This window comes from Pseudomonas laurylsulfatiphila (genome assembly GCF_002934665.1).
In the GTDB taxonomy this organism is placed as follows: domain Bacteria; phylum Pseudomonadota; class Gammaproteobacteria; order Pseudomonadales; family Pseudomonadaceae; genus Aquipseudomonas; species Aquipseudomonas laurylsulfatiphila.
Genome location: NZ_NIRS01000005.1, coordinates 568,732 through 583,750 on the forward strand (window position 1 = coordinate 568,732; position 15,019 = coordinate 583,750).

Genomic DNA, 15,019 nt, shown 5'->3' on the forward strand with positions numbered 1-15,019 from the left:
CGATGCGCGCTGTACTCGTGCTGATCAGTTTGCTGGTGTCGATGTCGTTGTCTGCCGCCGAAAAACTTCAGGTGGTGACCAGCTTCAGCATCCTTGCCGACATGACCCGGCAGGTTGGCAAGGAGCATATCCAGCTCACCAACATGGTCGGTCCGGACGCGGATGCCCACACGTATGAGCCGACCCCGGACGACGCCAAGGCGCTGCTAAAAGCCAGGCTCATCATCAAGAACGGCCTGGGTTTCGAACCCTGGCTGGATCGCCTGGTGACGAGTACCGAGACCCGGGCACCGGTCATCAGCGCAAGCCACGGTGTCATACCGCGCAGCCTGGATGAAGACGGCGAAACCGTTCCCGACCCGCATGCCTGGCATAACCTGGCGAACACCGAGCTGTACATCGCTAACATCACCAAGGCGCTTATCGCAGCTGACCCGGCCAACACCGCCGACTATGAGCGCAACAGCCAGGCGTACCTGAAACAGGTCTACGCCCTGCTCGCCGAAGCCAAGGCCAAACTCGGCTCGCTGCCACCGGGCAACCGCAAGATCGTGACGTCCCATGACGCCTTCGGTTACCTCGGCCAAGCCTATGGCATCGAGTTCATGGCGCCTCAAGGCCTGTCCACCGAACGCGAACCTTCAGCCGCGGAAGTGGCCGCCCTGATCACCCAGATTCGACAGGCCAAGATCAAGGCAGTGTTTATGGAGAACATCAAGGACGCCCGCCTGCTCAAGCAGATCGCCGATGAAAGCGGCGCGCAGATCGGCGGCACCTTGTACTCCGATGCCTTGGCGGCGAGCGGTCCGGCCAGCACCTTCACCGGGTTGTTCGAGTACAACCTGAACACCCTGCACAACGCGTTGAGCAAGCCATGATCCGCAAGAATCCTTCCGGAGATTTACCGCTGATTGCCGAGTCGGCTTACGTCGACAAGACGGCAATCATTTGCGGCAAAGTGGTGATCGGCGAGAACGTGTTCGTCGGGCCCTACGCCGTGATCCGCGCTGACGAGGTCGACGAGTCGGGCGACATGCAGCCGATCACCATCGGCGCCAACTCGAACATCCAGGACGGCGTAGTGATCCACTCCAAATCCGGCGCGGCGGTAACCATTGGCGAGTTCAGTTCCATCGCCCACCGCTCGATCGTGCATGGCCCCTGCACCGTGGGCAATCGGGTGTTCATCGGCTTCAACAGCGTGCTGTTCAACTGCGTGGTCGGTGACGGTTGCGTGGTACGGCACAACTCGGTGGTCGACGGGCGTGACCTGCCTGACGCCTTCTACGTGCCTTCCACCACGCGGATCGGCCCCAACACCGACCTCTCGCACTTCCCGCCGGTGAGCGTCAGTGCTTCGGAGTTTTCCGAAGACGTGGCGCGCACCAACGTCGACCTGGTGCGCGGCTACAAAGCCCTGCAAAACGAGTTCTGACCATGAGCAGCATGCTGATTCGCAATCCCCGACTGGTGAACGCGTCGATACAAATTGCCTGGCACGACAAAGGTCTTAATGACAGCGGCCAGGAATTAGCACTAGCTTTATGCGATAACGCTCGTTAGAAGCACCTGAGTACGCCGACCATGATCCAGATCACTCTGTCCGATGGTTCATTGCGTGAGTACGACCAACCGCTGTCCGTGCACGAGTTGGCCGCCAGCATCGGCCCCGAACTGGCCAGCGCGGCCGTAGCGGGCCGGGTCGATGGTGTACTGGTGGACTGCGAATACATGATCGAGGCGGATGCCCGGGTCAGCATTGTCACCCCCCGCGAGCCGGACGGATTGGAGATCCTGCGCCGCTCCTGTGCCTTGATGCTGGCCATGGCGGTCAAGCAACTCCACCCGCATGCGCAAATGCGCGCGGGCAGGGAGTTGGGCGATGGCTTCTTTTACGAGTTTGTCGTCGAGCGACCGCTGACTCCGGCAGACCTACCCCTCATCGAAGCGCGCATGCAGTCACTGGCAGCGACCAATCACTCGATCCGCCGTCGGCCACCGCGCGAGGAGGTGTCGATGTACCGTCTGGGGGACACCGAATACCAGAGCCATGGCCCGCACGTCCCCACCACCAAAGTCTTGCAGGCGTTCGCCCTCGATCACATCAGCGGCACGTTGCAACAAAGGATCTACGGCACATGCTGGTCCAGCCATCAGGAACTGCAGCACTGGAGCCTTCCACCCCATGTGGTCGTCGTCAGCATGGATGACCGCCAGGCGACTTATGCACAGGCGGTGACCGAATCCTTGCGCCAAAGGGGTGTGCGTGCAAGGGCCGACCTGCGCAATGAAAAAGTCCGCTTCAAGATTCGCCAGCACAGCCGGACCGTGCCGTACCTGGTGGTGGTCGGCGAAAAAGAACAGGCCGGGGGGTTTGTCAGTGTGCGCAGCCGCACGGGGGAGGATTTTGGCCGGATGGCTGTCGAGGTGGCGTGTGAGTGGTTGAGCCGGCCTGGGATTTAGGGAGGCTGGATGGACGCCTTCGTCGGAACGCCGCCCGGAGCAGGCTCGCTCCCACATTGATTTCGTGAACACCACAGATCAAATGTGGGAGCGAGCCTGCTCCGGGCGGCGTTCCGACGAAGCTTTTAAGCTCTCGGCTTCACCGTGCCGCAATCCTGCCCCAACCAGACGGCGCGGGATTCGAGGCTGCCTTTCTGCTGAATGCCGGTAGCGTTGAACGTCCCGTTAACCTTGGTGGTGAATTCACGGTCGCTGAGGAATGTCGCTACTCCGGCGCCCTGGGCTCTCGGGCAGCTGAAGCGGAATTTCCACTGGTTGCCTGAGCGGTCGGTGATTTCCTGCTTGCAGCCCGACTGCGGATCGGTCAGCGGAATGTTATCGGTCTTGACCTGCTCCGGCGTCAGGCACGCCCGGACCCCTTTGCCCCCCATGGTGATCCCCTGTTTTTCCAGCTGTGCACGCTGCTCAGGGGTCATCTGGCTCTGGATCTGACCGAGGATCAACTGCAGGTCCGGCATATTCTGCTCATCGACCTTCATGTTGCTCGTGGTCAGCTCCCACAATCCTGGTTGCAGCATTTGCGCGTGAGCCGCCACAGGAAGCGCCAGCCCAAGTGCCATGGCCAAACCCAGCAGACGAACGTTCATCGAGTAACTCCTGATCAGTAGTGGCCGTTAGACGTCAGCCGCAGGCTTCGGTTCATGGGCCAATTAATTAGCGACATTCTGCACGGAACATGGTCTGTTAAGCACTGAATCTTCAGGAGCAAGGCAGCCCCCATGGATTACTTCGGACCGCATATTTTCGGTTACACCATCGCCCTGTTGCACTCACTGGGCATGATCGCGGCCATCCACGCCGTGTTGACCGTCCGCACAGCCCAGGGGTCGATCGCCTGGGCCCTGTCGCTGTTTTTCATCCCTTACCTAACGCTGATCCCGTACCTGGTGTTTGGCCGCAGCACCTTCGACGGCTATATCAAGGCCCGGCGGCAGGCCAACGAGCAAATGCGCAAGGCCATCTCCGAACTCAATTGGCGGCCCTGGGTGGAAGAAGCACTCACCGCCCGCGCTTCCTCGGCGTACGCCTCACTCAGAGCGATGCCGAAGCTGGGAAACATGCCGTGCCTGGCCAATAACGAGACGCGGCTGTTGATCAACGGTCAGCCGACGTTCGAGGCCATTTTCGAGGCCATCAGCCAGGCGAAAGCAGCCGTTTTGATCCAGTTTTTCATCGTTCACGACGACCGCCTCGGCCAGCGCCTGCAAACCCTGCTATTGAAGAAAGCCGCCGAGGGCGTGGCGATTTACCTGTTGTATGACCGGATCGGCAGCCACTCGCTGCCCCATAGCTACGTGCAGGCCTTGCGTGATGGCGGAGTCGAGGTCAAAGCCTTCGCCACCCGCAGTGGCTGGCTCAATCGCTTTCAGGTGAATTTTCGCAACCACCGCAAGATCGTAGTGGTGGACGGCATTCTTGGTTTTGTCGGCGGGCATAACGTCGGTGACGAGTACATGGGCGAGAAACCGCCCCTGGCCCCATGGCGCGATACCCACGTGCAAGTGCGCGGGCCGGTGGTGGCGTGCATGCAGGAGTCTTTCGCCGAAGACTGGTTCTGGGTGGCTCGTGCACTGCCGCCGCTGATCCTGCCCGAGGTTTATCCGGAAGACGGCGTGCTCTGCCAGTTGCTCGCCAGCGGGCCGGCCGATGCCTACGAAACCTGTTCATTGTTTTTTGTCGAGGCCATCCACGCGGCGACCGAGCGGGTCTGGATTACCAGCCCGTATTTCATCCCCGACGAAGCCGTATTCGCGGCATTGCGTCTGGCAGTGCTGCGCGGTGTGGATGTGCGTCTGCTGTTGCCGTCGCGGCCGGACCATCGAATCGTCTACGCCGCCTCCAGCCTCTACGCCTTCGAATCGGTGCGCGCGGGTGTGCGGGTATTCCGTTACGAACCCGGGTTCCTGCATCAGAAAGTGGTGTTGATCGACAGCGAAATCAGCGCCATCGGCAGTGCCAACATGGACAACCGTTCGTTCCGGCTGAATTTCGAAGTGATGTTGCTGACAGTCGACCGCGCATTTGCCGCTGAGGTGGAACAGATGCTCAACGATGACTTTGCCAACGCCCACGAAATCGCCAAAGAAGAAGGCCGGGAGACCCGCCGCGTTCAACAGCTCGGCATGCGGGTCGCCCGGCTGATTTCACCGATTCTTTAAAGGTAGATATCGTCCCGGGTCCATGGCAGTTCATGACTGCCATCGGCGTGGGCCTTCACGGCGAGAATCTGGTGCAGGTTGATCCAGCCGCGGGCGAACGCGTAGGCACAACCGGCCAGGTACAGCCGCCAGATGCGCAGGGCTTGTTCCGGTACCAGTTTGGAAGCCGCTTCGAGATTGTCTTCGAGGCGTTCGCTCCAGTGATCGAGCGTGCGGGCGTAGTGCAGGCGCAAGCTTTCGACGTCGACGATTTCCAGCCCGGCCTCACTGATCTCCGCAGAAATCATCGACAGGTGCGGCAGTTCGCCGTTGGGGAACACATATTTCCCGATGAAGTCACCGGCACCGCGCCCCACCGGACGGCCATCGGTGTATTTGGCGGTGATCCCGTGGTTCATCACCAGGCCGCCCTCTTTCACCGCACCGAACAGAATCTTGCAGTACTCCGCCAGATTTTCGTGGCCAACATGTTCGAACATGCCGACGCTGACCACCTTGTCGAAACGGCCATCTTGCGGAAGATCGCGATAGTCGAGCAGTTGCAGTTCGACCAGGTCCTCCAGGCCCTCCGCTTTTACGCGCTCCCGGGCCAAGGCCAACTGCTCCTTGCTGAGGGTGATACCGAACACTTTCGCGCCAAATTCCCGCGCCGCAAAACGCGCCAATCCACCCCACCCGCACCCCACATCCAGCAGGTACTCGCCGGGCTGCAGGCGCAACTTGCGGCACAAATGACGGAACTTGGCTTGCTGGGCCTGCTCAAGGCTTTCGCTGCCGGTCTCGAAGTAAGCGCAGGAATACGCCATGTCGCTGTCGAGCCACAGTTGATAGAACGCGTTGGAAAGGTCGTAGTGGTAGGAAATTGCCTTGGCGTCTGTATCTTTGTCGTGAACGCTACGAACAGGCTGATTGTCGTCGTCTTCATTGAGCAACGCCTGGCTCCACTCATCGCAGACGCGGATCACGTCGCTGATGGAGCCTTCGAGCTCAAGTTTGCCTTCGACAAAGGCAGCACCGAGGGCATCCAGGCTTGGATGGGTAAACTGGGAGACCATTTGCGGGTCCTTGACCACAATCGTGACGCTGGGCGTCGGCCCCAGATTGAATTCATGGCCGTCCCAGAGTCTCAGGCGAAGCGGTAACTGCAGATTCTGTAAGGCCGGTGGAAGTTGCGCGAGCATGGATAATCCCCCTTGTTTCAGACGCCTGATCAGAGGGTAGACCATCTTTGAAAAATAGCTGGCTATCGAATTAATAGCCATTTTCAATGATTCACGACGCCTACACCTGCCGCCGCGAACGCACAAAATGATGTGCCCTCACTTTCAATGACTACACACCACGCCCACAGTTCTAAAAATTTGAAAACTGGTAATCACCCGGTTTAGAGCATTCGCCTTCAGACTTCATCCTTGAGTTTGAGCAATGGCTCCTGAAACCGCAGCAATCGACCGGCATTACCCAGGACCAGCAAGGTGCTCAGGTTATGCAACAACGCCGCAATCATCGCCCCGGCAGCGCCGAGCCAGCCGAACGCGGCGAAGGCCACAATGGCCAGGGTCCAGCCCAGCCCGATGATCACATTGACCTGCAATGTCTGGCGGCACTGGCGACTCAGGCGAACACAGGTGCCGAGGCGACGCAGGTCACTACCGATCAGCACGATGTCGGCCGATGCCAGGGCGATGTCTGCACCGCCGGCGCCCATGGCTACCCCGACCACACCCGCCTTGAGGGCCAGTGAATCATTGATGCCATCGCCGACCACCATCGGCCGGAAGCCGCTGTCGATTTCCTTGAGCACGCGGTTGAGTTTGTCTTCGGGCAGGGCTTGCGCTTCGACGTCACTGATCCCGACATCCCGGGCGAGCGTCTGTGCGACGCTGTGTCGATCGCCGGTGAGCAACAACTGGCGACCCAGACCCAGTTCACGCAACTCACCCAGGGCAAACTGCGCCTCGGGTTTGACGCTGTCGGCCAGCAACAGCCAGGCAAGAAACTCCCCGTTGAGCGCCAGCCCGGCAATCGGACCATCGTGATCGGGAACCGCCGTTGTACTGATGCCCAGTTGCGCAAACAACTCCGGCCGGCCCAGCGCCGCTTCGCCCTGCCCGGTCATCGCCACCACGCCAAGGCCCTGGCGTTCATGAATGTCGGTCAGCAGCAGAAAATGTTCCTGGGCCACCAACCCCACCAGGGCGCGGCTGACCGGATGGCTGCTGGCCGAGCCGAGGCTCGCCGCCAGCGTCAGGACATGGCTGCGATCCTCCAGCGGGCTGTCGATGGATTGCAGGCGCAATGTGCCGAAGGTCAGCGTCCCGGTCTTGTCGACCACCAGCGAGGTCAGGTCCGCCAACTCTTCAAGGAATGCGGAACTGCGGATCAGGATCCCGTGACGTGCCGCCACCGCCACTCCGGCAATCGCCGTGGCCGGTGCCGACAACACCAGTGCACAAGGACAGGCCGCCACCAACACCGCGAGCATCGCCTGGGCGTTGTTGGTGATGAACCAGGTCACGGCCGCCAGCAGCAACACCAGCACCATGTAGCTGCCGGCGTAACGCTCCAGCAAGCGGGTAATGGGCGGCTTCGAACGCTCGGCGTTTTGCATCAGGGCAATCACTTTGCCGAGGGTCGACTCATGGCCGGTGCGGGTCACTTCGATTCGCAAGAGACCATCGAGGTTGATCGCGCCACCGAACACCGACATTCCGACACCGGCCTCCATCGGTACCGATTCGCCGGTAATGGAGGCGGTGTCCAGACTGGCCTGGCCGGACAACACCCGGCCATCCGCCGGTACCCGGTCCCCGGCGCGCACCTCGACCCGATCGCCGGCCTTGAGCGTGCCGTTGTCGACTTCGATGATAGAGCCGTCCGCCTGAATCTTTCGCGCGTGGCTGCGGGTCAGTTTGCCGAGGGCGTGAATCGCCTCCTGGGAACCGATCACGCTGCGCTCCTCCAGCACGTGACCGAAGATCATGATGATCGGCAACAGGGCCGCCGTCAGCAGATCCCCGGTGGCCCAGGCACCCAGCATGGCCAAGGCAATCAATTGATCAGTGATGCCGTGCAGGCTTGGATAACGCAGGCTGTACCAGGCCGAACGCATGACCGGTACAGCAACCAGCAACGAAGCAAACCCCAGCAGCAACTGACTGACACCGGTCTGCTCCGGCGCCAGCCAACGCCAGATCAGGCCCAGCGCCAGCAGGCCCAATGCGAGCATGGCCAGGGTCAACTGGCGCGCGGCGCGGCGCTGTTCAGCCGAAGACAACAGGCTCGGTACAGCGGCGGTTTGAGCGGTCATTGTGCAGCTCCCTGAATGATCAGGCGGGAATCGTCTTTGGGATCGACCGTGGTGACCGAACCGGCCTGGCCGAGAATTTTCGGCATGCGCTCGCGATAAATGCGCAGCAACATCTGCGGGTCGACACCTTGCTGCCGGGCCTTGGCCAGACTCAACACAGTCGCAGTATCGGCAGACGCTTTGGCCAGCCGTTCACTCGCCTGGGCATGGGCCACTTGCAGCGTACGGTCGGCTTGTTCGTTGGCGGTTTGCGTCAACTTCTCGGCTTCGGTGCGTGCATTGGCGACGGCCTTGTCGGCTTGCTGGCTGGCGGTCAGTACCGCGTTGAAAGCGTTCACCGCAGGGCTTGGCAAACTCGATTGCACATCGACCCGTGCCACTTCGATGCCCAAGCCTTGCCCTGTTGCAGTGAGTTCGGCCAGCCGTTGATTGATGCCCTGCACCAGATCACCGCGCAAGCGCTCGCGTCGCTCCGCCGCCTGGCTATCGGCACCGATCAGCTCCGGACGAGCGACCAGAATGGTGTCCAGATCCCGTGCGGCCGTGAGCGCTAGCGCGCTGCGGGTCACCAGCCGATCCAGAGCCGGCAACACATGTTCGCCCTGAAGCACAAACGCATAGGGCTCGGTGACCTTGTAGAAAACCCGCACATCGAGTTGCACCACGCCGGCGTCACCCGTTAACAGATAGCCGGAGCCTGCGAGAGCATCGCTGATGGGCGTGGCAAAACTGGCCACGCGATCAGCCTGAGTCGCGGCATCACTGCGCAACAGGCTTTCCACTCGACGCTCGATCACCCGATCCGCCGCCGGCAACAAAATCACCTGCTCGAAGGGTTGCGGCCAAGCCAGAAGCAGCCCTGCATTCTGAATACGATCCAGCGCGCCGAAATGCAAAACCACGGCGCGATTTTGTGGATCGATCTGCCGCACATTGGAAAACGCCCACGCCAATGCCGCCAATACCGTCACTGCATACAGCGCAATAAACGCCAGTCGCCCGGCCTGAATCCAGGGGCTGCTCAACTCATTTGTTCCACGTGGAACCAAACTCATGGCTGCGATCCGGACTTGTTGTCGAGGCTCGGCGGACCGTCGACCAACACCCGAAACGGTGCGGCATCGGTGCGCAGAATCAGCTTGGTGCCCGGGGTCACCACAGTGCCCAAGGTGTCGAGCGAACGCAGTAAGTTGTAAAGCTGCGGCGACTCCGCATAGGCGCGACCATAAATCTGCGCCGCTTCGACGCGCGATTGCGCTTCGATATCTGCCGCTTTCACTGTGGCATCAGCCTGCACAATTCGCGCATCACGTTCGGCGGCAGAACGAATTTGTGCGGCTTCACGCTTGCCGATAGCCGTGCGTTCAGTGGCGATGGTTTCACGCTCGGCGCGCATCCGGTCCACGGTCGCGGTGAGCGTTACCGAAGGCAGCGTCAATCGTTCAATACCGACCTGCAACACGCGCACGCCATAAGTGGTGAGTAACTGCTGATCGATTTGCTTGCGCAGTTGCGCTTCGAAATCGGCGATGCGGACCTGGCTGGCATCGGTATTGACCAGGTTCGCCAGATCAAAACTGCTGGCGGTGGTCTCCAGTGCGGAGCCGACAAAGGTACGAATCTGCCGCGCAGCCTCATCAGGCTGGTTCTGCACCGCACGCATGAAGCGTTGCACATTGTCCGGATCGCCCTGCACCTGCCACGCCACATAGGCCTGGACGATGATGCGCAAACCGTCCCGGGTGCCGACATCCTGCAAACCGCTGGACGTGGTGCGCAGCCGCAGATCCACCGGGATCGCCGCCTCGAACGGTGCCGGCCAGCGCCAGCCCAGCCCCGGCTCCAGCAAGACCCGTGAAGGGTTGCCGAAGCGCGTGATCACCGTGGCCTCCCCCGAACGCACCTGCACCAGGCTCGCGGCGGCGACTGCAAACGCCACCAGCAATGCGGCCCAGCCCATGCGGCGCCACGGGAATGGACCGGCCTCCTGCGGATCGCCGTGGTGATGATGGTGATGGCCGTGGTGATGATGCCCGCCATGGCCGTGATCGTGGCCGCTGTGGTCATCGTGATCGTGCGTCTGGGACTGGCTCAATTGGCGGCTCCTGGCTGAGCGGTTTTACGCGACGGCGCGGGATCAACCGGCAGCGTGAAAGTACGGAGGTCGATGGTCGGCGCATTGCTGCTGCCACCCAGACGATGATCGAGCACCAGCAATCTGGCGTTGGCCAAACCCTGGGACAACTGACTGAAATACTGCTCCAGCACGAAGGCTTTGCCAGCGCTGGCATAGGCTTTCTGCTCGGCGTTGAATTTCAGGTCCGCGGCCTGGGCGCCAGCATTGATTTCACGGGCGCTGGCCGTCGCCTGATCGCGGGCGATGCTGGCCTGCAACTGCGCCTGGTTAGTGGCTTCGGCGGCGGCACCGCGTTCACGGGCAATCAAGGCTTGCGCCCCAATCTGCGCCGCTTGCACGCCGTGATAAGCATTGGCGGCACCGGCCGGCGGGTGAATCGCCTCGACCACCGTGGCGAGAATTTCCACGCCGCTGTCGAGTTTTTTCAGGTCCGCCTGGACGGCGCGGCCGATTTCTTCCGCCAGCCCTACCCTGTCCTGACCCAGTAAACCGTCGAGGGTGCGTGAGGCAAAATCGTGGACCAGGATTCGGCTGGCCGTGCTGCGAATCAACATCGGCACATCGGCACTGTTATAGGTCGCGGCCAATGCCGCCTCATCGCTCAGACCGATGCGATAGACGAAGCGCACATCCATGTTGACGATCTGAAAGCTCTGCCTGTCGGCTCGGCTGCTGGCGATCACCTGGGATTTGTCGTTCACATGGCTGGCGTCCCACAGGCGATTGGCAATTGCCGGGGCCGGGCCTTCGGCAGGGTCGACCTGGGCAGGGGTCGTGGTTTCGCCAACACTGGTGGCCAACTCGTGAACCACACCATTCTCGACGCTCAACACCCGGCCCAATGGCCAAGGCAGGCCTAGATGCAAACCCGGGCCAAACACCTCCACCGGCTTGCCGAATCGTTCATAAATGCCACGCCCTTGCAGCGCAATTTCGTGAATGCCCGTCAGCGACCAACCAACCAGCATAACCACGCCCAAAACCGGCAGTAACGCCCGACGCATGTACGTGAAGGCCCAGATCTGCCGCAGATCTATACCGAAGCGGTTGTGTAATTCGTGCTGCAACGCCAGCAATGGCTGTGGTGGCCAGCGCAGCATGTCGGCGACAAAGCTGCGCGCCAGTAACTCAGGCTCAAGGCGTTCGCGGTGCGGACTGAACAATGACAACACCGCACGCAGCAACAGCTCTGCCGCCACCAGCCCCGGCAACAGTCCGGACAACACCGCCAGGCGTACGGGCCATACCGAGGTTTCATCGGCAAACAACAGACAAAACGCAGCGAGTAACAGGCTGATGATGGGCACACGCGTCAATTGCGCCAACGCCGCGGCTTCAGGCCATTGGGCGGTGTTTTCCTGCGCCAGATGACGCTCCATCACCAACAGGCCGAAGGCCAACAGCAATGAGCACGCCGCCCCGACAGTGGCCGCCAGCCCCAGCCCTGCCGGGGGCAACGTAAGGTCCCAGGCCTGTTCGACGCCCAATACTGCCAACAATGCCCAACCGCCAAGCCACAGCGTCGGCGCGCCAATTTGCCCGAGCAGGTTTTGCGATTTCCAACTGATCCGGTCCAGCAAACGTTCATACCAGCCCAAAGGCTCGGCAGACTCGTCGACAACGACCACCGGCGCCACGGGATTCATGGCGCGGGCACGCCATTGGGCGACCCACCCGGCCGATTGCAAGCCCGCCATTAGCACCACAAACGCTGTACTCAGATTCAGCAACAACGCTGGCCACAACGTTTTCGAGGCGAACAGCCCGGCAAAAAAAGCCAGCAACACACCCAGGGTGGCGAGTACGCCCGCGCCGATGGCGAACTGGCGCAAACGCCGCCCTTGAATGAACGCCTGCTGAAAACGGGGCAACCCGGCCAGCGGCGTTTCATCAACATCGAGATCGACTTGCATACCACCCCAGAGCGTCTTCGCTAACAGGACAATTCGTTACGATATAACGAAAATAGTGAAATTTCCGTATTCAAGCGCGCTATCTAAAGATGCCCAACCTGTCGCTAACCTGAAGCCTTGACCGAAATGCTGCGGCGCGCACATATTACGTTCGTAATTTTATCCAGGAACTACTTTTACCCATCCCTTCCCTTTTCGATCCAGGAGTACATCCATGAGCACTTATGACGTCGTGATACTCGGCGGTGGCCCCGGCGGTTACAACGCGGCGATCCGCGCCGGACAACTGGGTCTGAAGGCGGCCTGCGTGGAAGGGCGCGCCACACTCGGCGGAACCTGCCTGAATGTCGGCTGCATGCCATCCAAGGCATTGCTGCATGCCTCCGAACTGTACGACGCGGCCATGGGCGCGGAATTCGCCAACCTGGGGATCGACGTCAAGCCCAGCCTCAACCTCGCCCAGATGATGAAGCAAAAGGATGAAAGCGTTACCGGGCTGACCAAGGGCATCGAGTTTCTTTTCCGCAAGAACAAAGTCGACTGGATCAAGGGCTGGGGCCACATCGACGGACCGGGCAAAGTCACGGTGACCGACAGCGCCGGCGGCAAGACCGAACTGAGCGCCAGGGACATCATCATCGCCACCGGTTCCGAACCCACTCCCCTGCCCGGCGTGGACATCGATAACAAGCGCATCCTCGACTCCACCGGCGCCCTGGCGCTGACCGAGGTGCCCAAGCATCTGGTGGTGATCGGCGCCGGCGTGATCGGCCTGGAGCTGGGCTCGGTATGGCGACGCCTGGGGGCACAGGTAACGGTAGTCGAGTTCCTTGACCGGATCTGCCCCGGTGTGGACATCGAAGCCGGCAAAACCCTGCAACGCTCCCTGAGCAAGCAAGGCTTGAGTTTCAAGCTGAGTTCGAAAGTGACCAGCGCCACCACCTCCGCCACCGGCGTACAGCTCAGCATCGAGCCTGCCGCAGGCGGCACTGCCGAGCTGCTGGAAGCGGATTATGTGTTGGTGGCCATCGGGCGCCGACCTTATACACAGGGCCTGGGCCTGGAGAACGTCGGCCTCGCCACGGACAAGCGCGGCATGCTTGCCAACAAAGGGCATCGCACCGAAGCCGCCGGGGTCTGGGTGATTGGTGACGTGACCTCCGGCCCCATGCTCGCGCACAAGGCCGAGGACGAAGCCATGGCCTGCGTCGAACAGATCGTCGGCAAGGCTGGCGAGGTCAACTACAACCTGATTCCCAGCGTGGTCTACACCCGGCCGGAACTGGCCAGCGTCGGCAAGACCGAGGAGCAGCTCAAGGCCGAAGGCCGTGGGTATAAGGTGGGCAAGTTTCCCTTCACCGCCAACAGCCGGGCGAAGATCAACCACGAGACCGAAGGCTTCGCCAAGGTGCTGGCCGATGAACGCACGGACGAAATCCTCGGCGTGCATCTGGTCGGCCCGAGTGTCAGTGAAATGATTGGCGAGTACTGCGTGGCCATGGAATTCAGCGCCTCGGCCGAAGACATCGCCTTGACCTGCCACCCACACCCGACCCGTTCCGAGGCGTTGCGCCAGGCGGCGATGAATGTGGAGGGAATGGCGACGCAGATGTAAGACTTGAAGCGTTGCAGTGACTGATCTATTGCATTCGCGGGCAGGCTCGCTCCCACAGGTACAGCGCAATCCTTGTGGGAGCGAGCCTGCTCGCGATGGCGGTACATGCGGTTTAGAGCGGCAAATGCTCCAGCGGCAATGCCCCCGGCGCCTTCACCGTGTGAATCGCAAAGTTGCTGCGGATGTCGCTCACACCCGGCAGCTTCAACAAACGCCCGGTGAGAAACCGGTCATAGGCACGCAAATCCGGCACCACCACCTGCAGCAGAAAGTCCGACTCCCCTGACACCAGGAACGCCGAAATCACCTCGGGCAATGCCGTCACCGCCAGGCGAAAGGCTTCGGCCTGTTCGTCGTTATGGCGCTCGACCTTGACCCCGACAAACACCGTCAGCCCCAACCCCACTTCGTCGCGATCCAGATTGGCCTGATAGCCGCGAATCACCCCCGCCTCTTCAAGCATCCGCACCCGGCGCAAACAAGGCGATGCCGACAGGCCGATCTCGTCTGCCAGTTGCACATTGCTCAGGCGGCCGTCCCGTTGCAGTGCGGCGAGAATCTTGCGGTCGTAGGCGTCGAGTTTCATGGCTTGGCAGATCCTGATGGTTCATGCGAAAGAAAGTGGCAGATTATGCCAATACAGCCCCCGATAGAAGCTGACAACGCAAGCACCTGCCCTGCCCTCCGGCCCTAGACTGGCACTACCGAATCGACAACGAATGGGGTGCAACGTGGACGGACTCTGGATGTTTTTCATGGCGCTGGCGGTGGTCTATCTGTTGCCAGGGCCTGACATGATCCTGCTGTTGCAGACAGGTGCCCGCCAGGGCAAAGGCGCCGCGCTGGCCACGGCCGTGGGGTTGGGCATCGCCCGGGGTTGTCATGTGGGATTGGCGGCGCTGGGGCTGGCGGCGCTGTTCAAGGCGGCGCCCTGGACCTTCGATGTGGTGCGCCTGGCAGGCGCCGCGTACCTGCTGTGGATCGGCATTCAGTGCCTGCGGACGACGATGCTGCCGAGCCTCGAAAGCGCCGACACATCCGGCGAAAAACCGCGCTGGAGCATAGCCATCCGGCGCGGATTGCTGACCAACCTGCTCAACCCCAAGGCACTGTTGTTCTGCTCGGTGCTGCTACCGCAATTCATCAACCCACAGGCCGGGCCGGTGCTCGGACAATTTGCGACCCTGGGCGTGGTGCTGGTTGGTGTCGGTCTGCTGTTCGACAGCGCTTACGCCCTGATCGGCGCGGCACTCGGCCGTTGGCTGCAACGCAGCCCTTCAGCCCAGCGCCTGCAACAATGGTTGTTCGGCAGCCTGTTGATCGGTTTCGCCGTGCGGCTGACCTTTGTGCAACAGGCTTGAA

General features: G+C 61.3%; 13 protein-coding genes. 6 read left to right on the plus strand and 7 right to left on the minus strand.

What is annotated here, in order from left to right; genetic code table 11:
• Positions 1 to 2 precede the first annotated feature (2 nt).
• The 3 genes from CD175_RS21190 (at position 3) to CD175_RS21200 (ending at position 2,463) form a co-directional block, all read left to right on the plus strand.
• Entirely contained in the window at positions 3 to 878 is an 876-nt protein-coding gene (locus tag CD175_RS21190) for a metal ABC transporter substrate-binding protein (RefSeq protein WP_104450329.1), read from the plus strand.
• Positions 875 to 1,435: a gamma carbonic anhydrase family protein gene (locus tag CD175_RS21195; RefSeq protein ID WP_104450330.1), complete on the plus strand. Its 561-nt coding sequence runs from the start codon at positions 875 to 877 to the stop codon at positions 1,433 to 1,435. Before CD175_RS21190 ends, CD175_RS21195 begins: the two co-directional genes overlap by 4 nt.
• Positions 1,436 to 1,584: 149 nt before the next feature.
• Complete coding sequence (locus CD175_RS21200; protein WP_104450331.1) at positions 1,585 to 2,463, plus strand: His/Gly/Thr/Pro-type tRNA ligase C-terminal domain-containing protein; 879 nt, start codon at positions 1,585 to 1,587, stop codon at positions 2,461 to 2,463.
• Positions 2,464 to 2,588: 125 nt separating this feature from the next.
• Here the strand turns inward: CD175_RS21200 and CD175_RS21205 are convergent, their stop codons facing one another.
• Complete coding sequence (locus tag CD175_RS21205; RefSeq protein ID WP_104450332.1) at positions 2,589 to 3,110, minus strand: DUF3617 domain-containing protein; 522 nt, start codon at positions 3,108 to 3,110, stop codon at positions 2,589 to 2,591.
• Between the two features lie 132 nt (positions 3,111 to 3,242).
• Here CD175_RS21205 and cls point away from each other — a divergent pair, with 132 nt between their 5' ends.
• Positions 3,243 to 4,682 (plus strand): cardiolipin synthase, encoded by a 1,440-nt coding sequence (gene cls / locus CD175_RS21210; RefSeq protein WP_104450333.1) that lies wholly within the window; start codon positions 3,243 to 3,245, stop codon positions 4,680 to 4,682.
• Here cls and cfaB read toward each other — a convergent pair.
• From cfaB to hflK (CD175_RS21235), 5 genes are all read right to left on the minus strand, one after another.
• On the minus strand, positions 4,679 to 5,863 hold the full coding sequence (gene cfaB, locus CD175_RS21215) for a C17 cyclopropane fatty acid synthase CfaB (RefSeq protein ID WP_104450334.1): 1,185 nt from the start codon (positions 5,861 to 5,863) through the stop codon (positions 4,679 to 4,681). The two genes, cls and cfaB, sit on opposite strands and share 4 nt — an antisense overlap.
• 218 nt (positions 5,864 to 6,081) lie before the next feature.
• Positions 6,082 to 7,992: a cation-translocating P-type ATPase gene (locus tag CD175_RS21220; protein ID WP_104450335.1), complete on the minus strand. Its 1,911-nt coding sequence runs from the start codon at positions 7,990 to 7,992 to the stop codon at positions 6,082 to 6,084.
• A complete protein-coding gene (gene hflK, locus CD175_RS21225) occupies positions 7,989 to 9,047 on the minus strand; it encodes a protease modulator HflK (RefSeq protein WP_104450336.1) in 1,059 nt (352 codons plus the stop codon). Before hflK (CD175_RS21225) ends, CD175_RS21220 begins: the two co-directional genes overlap by 4 nt.
• Positions 9,044 to 10,087, minus strand: a complete 1,044-nt coding sequence (hflC, locus tag CD175_RS21230; RefSeq protein WP_104450337.1) for a protease modulator HflC — start codon at positions 10,085 to 10,087, stop codon at positions 9,044 to 9,046. The genes hflK (CD175_RS21225) and hflC overlap by 4 nt, the downstream gene beginning before the upstream one ends.
• On the minus strand, positions 10,084 to 12,042 hold the full coding sequence (gene hflK, locus CD175_RS21235) for a protease modulator HflK (protein ID WP_104450338.1): 1,959 nt from the start codon (positions 12,040 to 12,042) through the stop codon (positions 10,084 to 10,086). The genes hflC and hflK (CD175_RS21235) overlap by 4 nt, the downstream gene beginning before the upstream one ends.
• 214 nt (positions 12,043 to 12,256) lie before the next feature.
• On the opposite strand from hflK (CD175_RS21235), the gene lpdA reads away from it, so the two are divergent.
• Entirely contained in the window at positions 12,257 to 13,657 is a 1,401-nt protein-coding gene (gene lpdA / locus CD175_RS21240) for a dihydrolipoyl dehydrogenase (protein WP_104450339.1), read from the plus strand.
• A 112-nt stretch (positions 13,658 to 13,769) separates the two neighbouring features.
• On the opposite strand, the gene CD175_RS21245 is transcribed toward lpdA, so the two are convergent.
• Positions 13,770 to 14,243 carry an Lrp/AsnC family transcriptional regulator gene (locus tag CD175_RS21245; protein WP_007969928.1) on the minus strand — a complete coding sequence of 158 codons (474 nt, stop codon included), beginning with the start codon at positions 14,241 to 14,243 and terminating at the stop codon, positions 13,770 to 13,772.
• 145 nt (positions 14,244 to 14,388) lie between these two features.
• On the opposite strand from CD175_RS21245, the gene CD175_RS21250 reads away from it, so the two are divergent.
• Positions 14,389 to 15,018 (plus strand): LysE family translocator, encoded by a 630-nt coding sequence (locus CD175_RS21250; protein ID WP_104450452.1) that lies wholly within the window; start codon positions 14,389 to 14,391, stop codon positions 15,016 to 15,018.
• The last annotated feature ends 1 nt before the right edge of the window (position 15,019 follow it).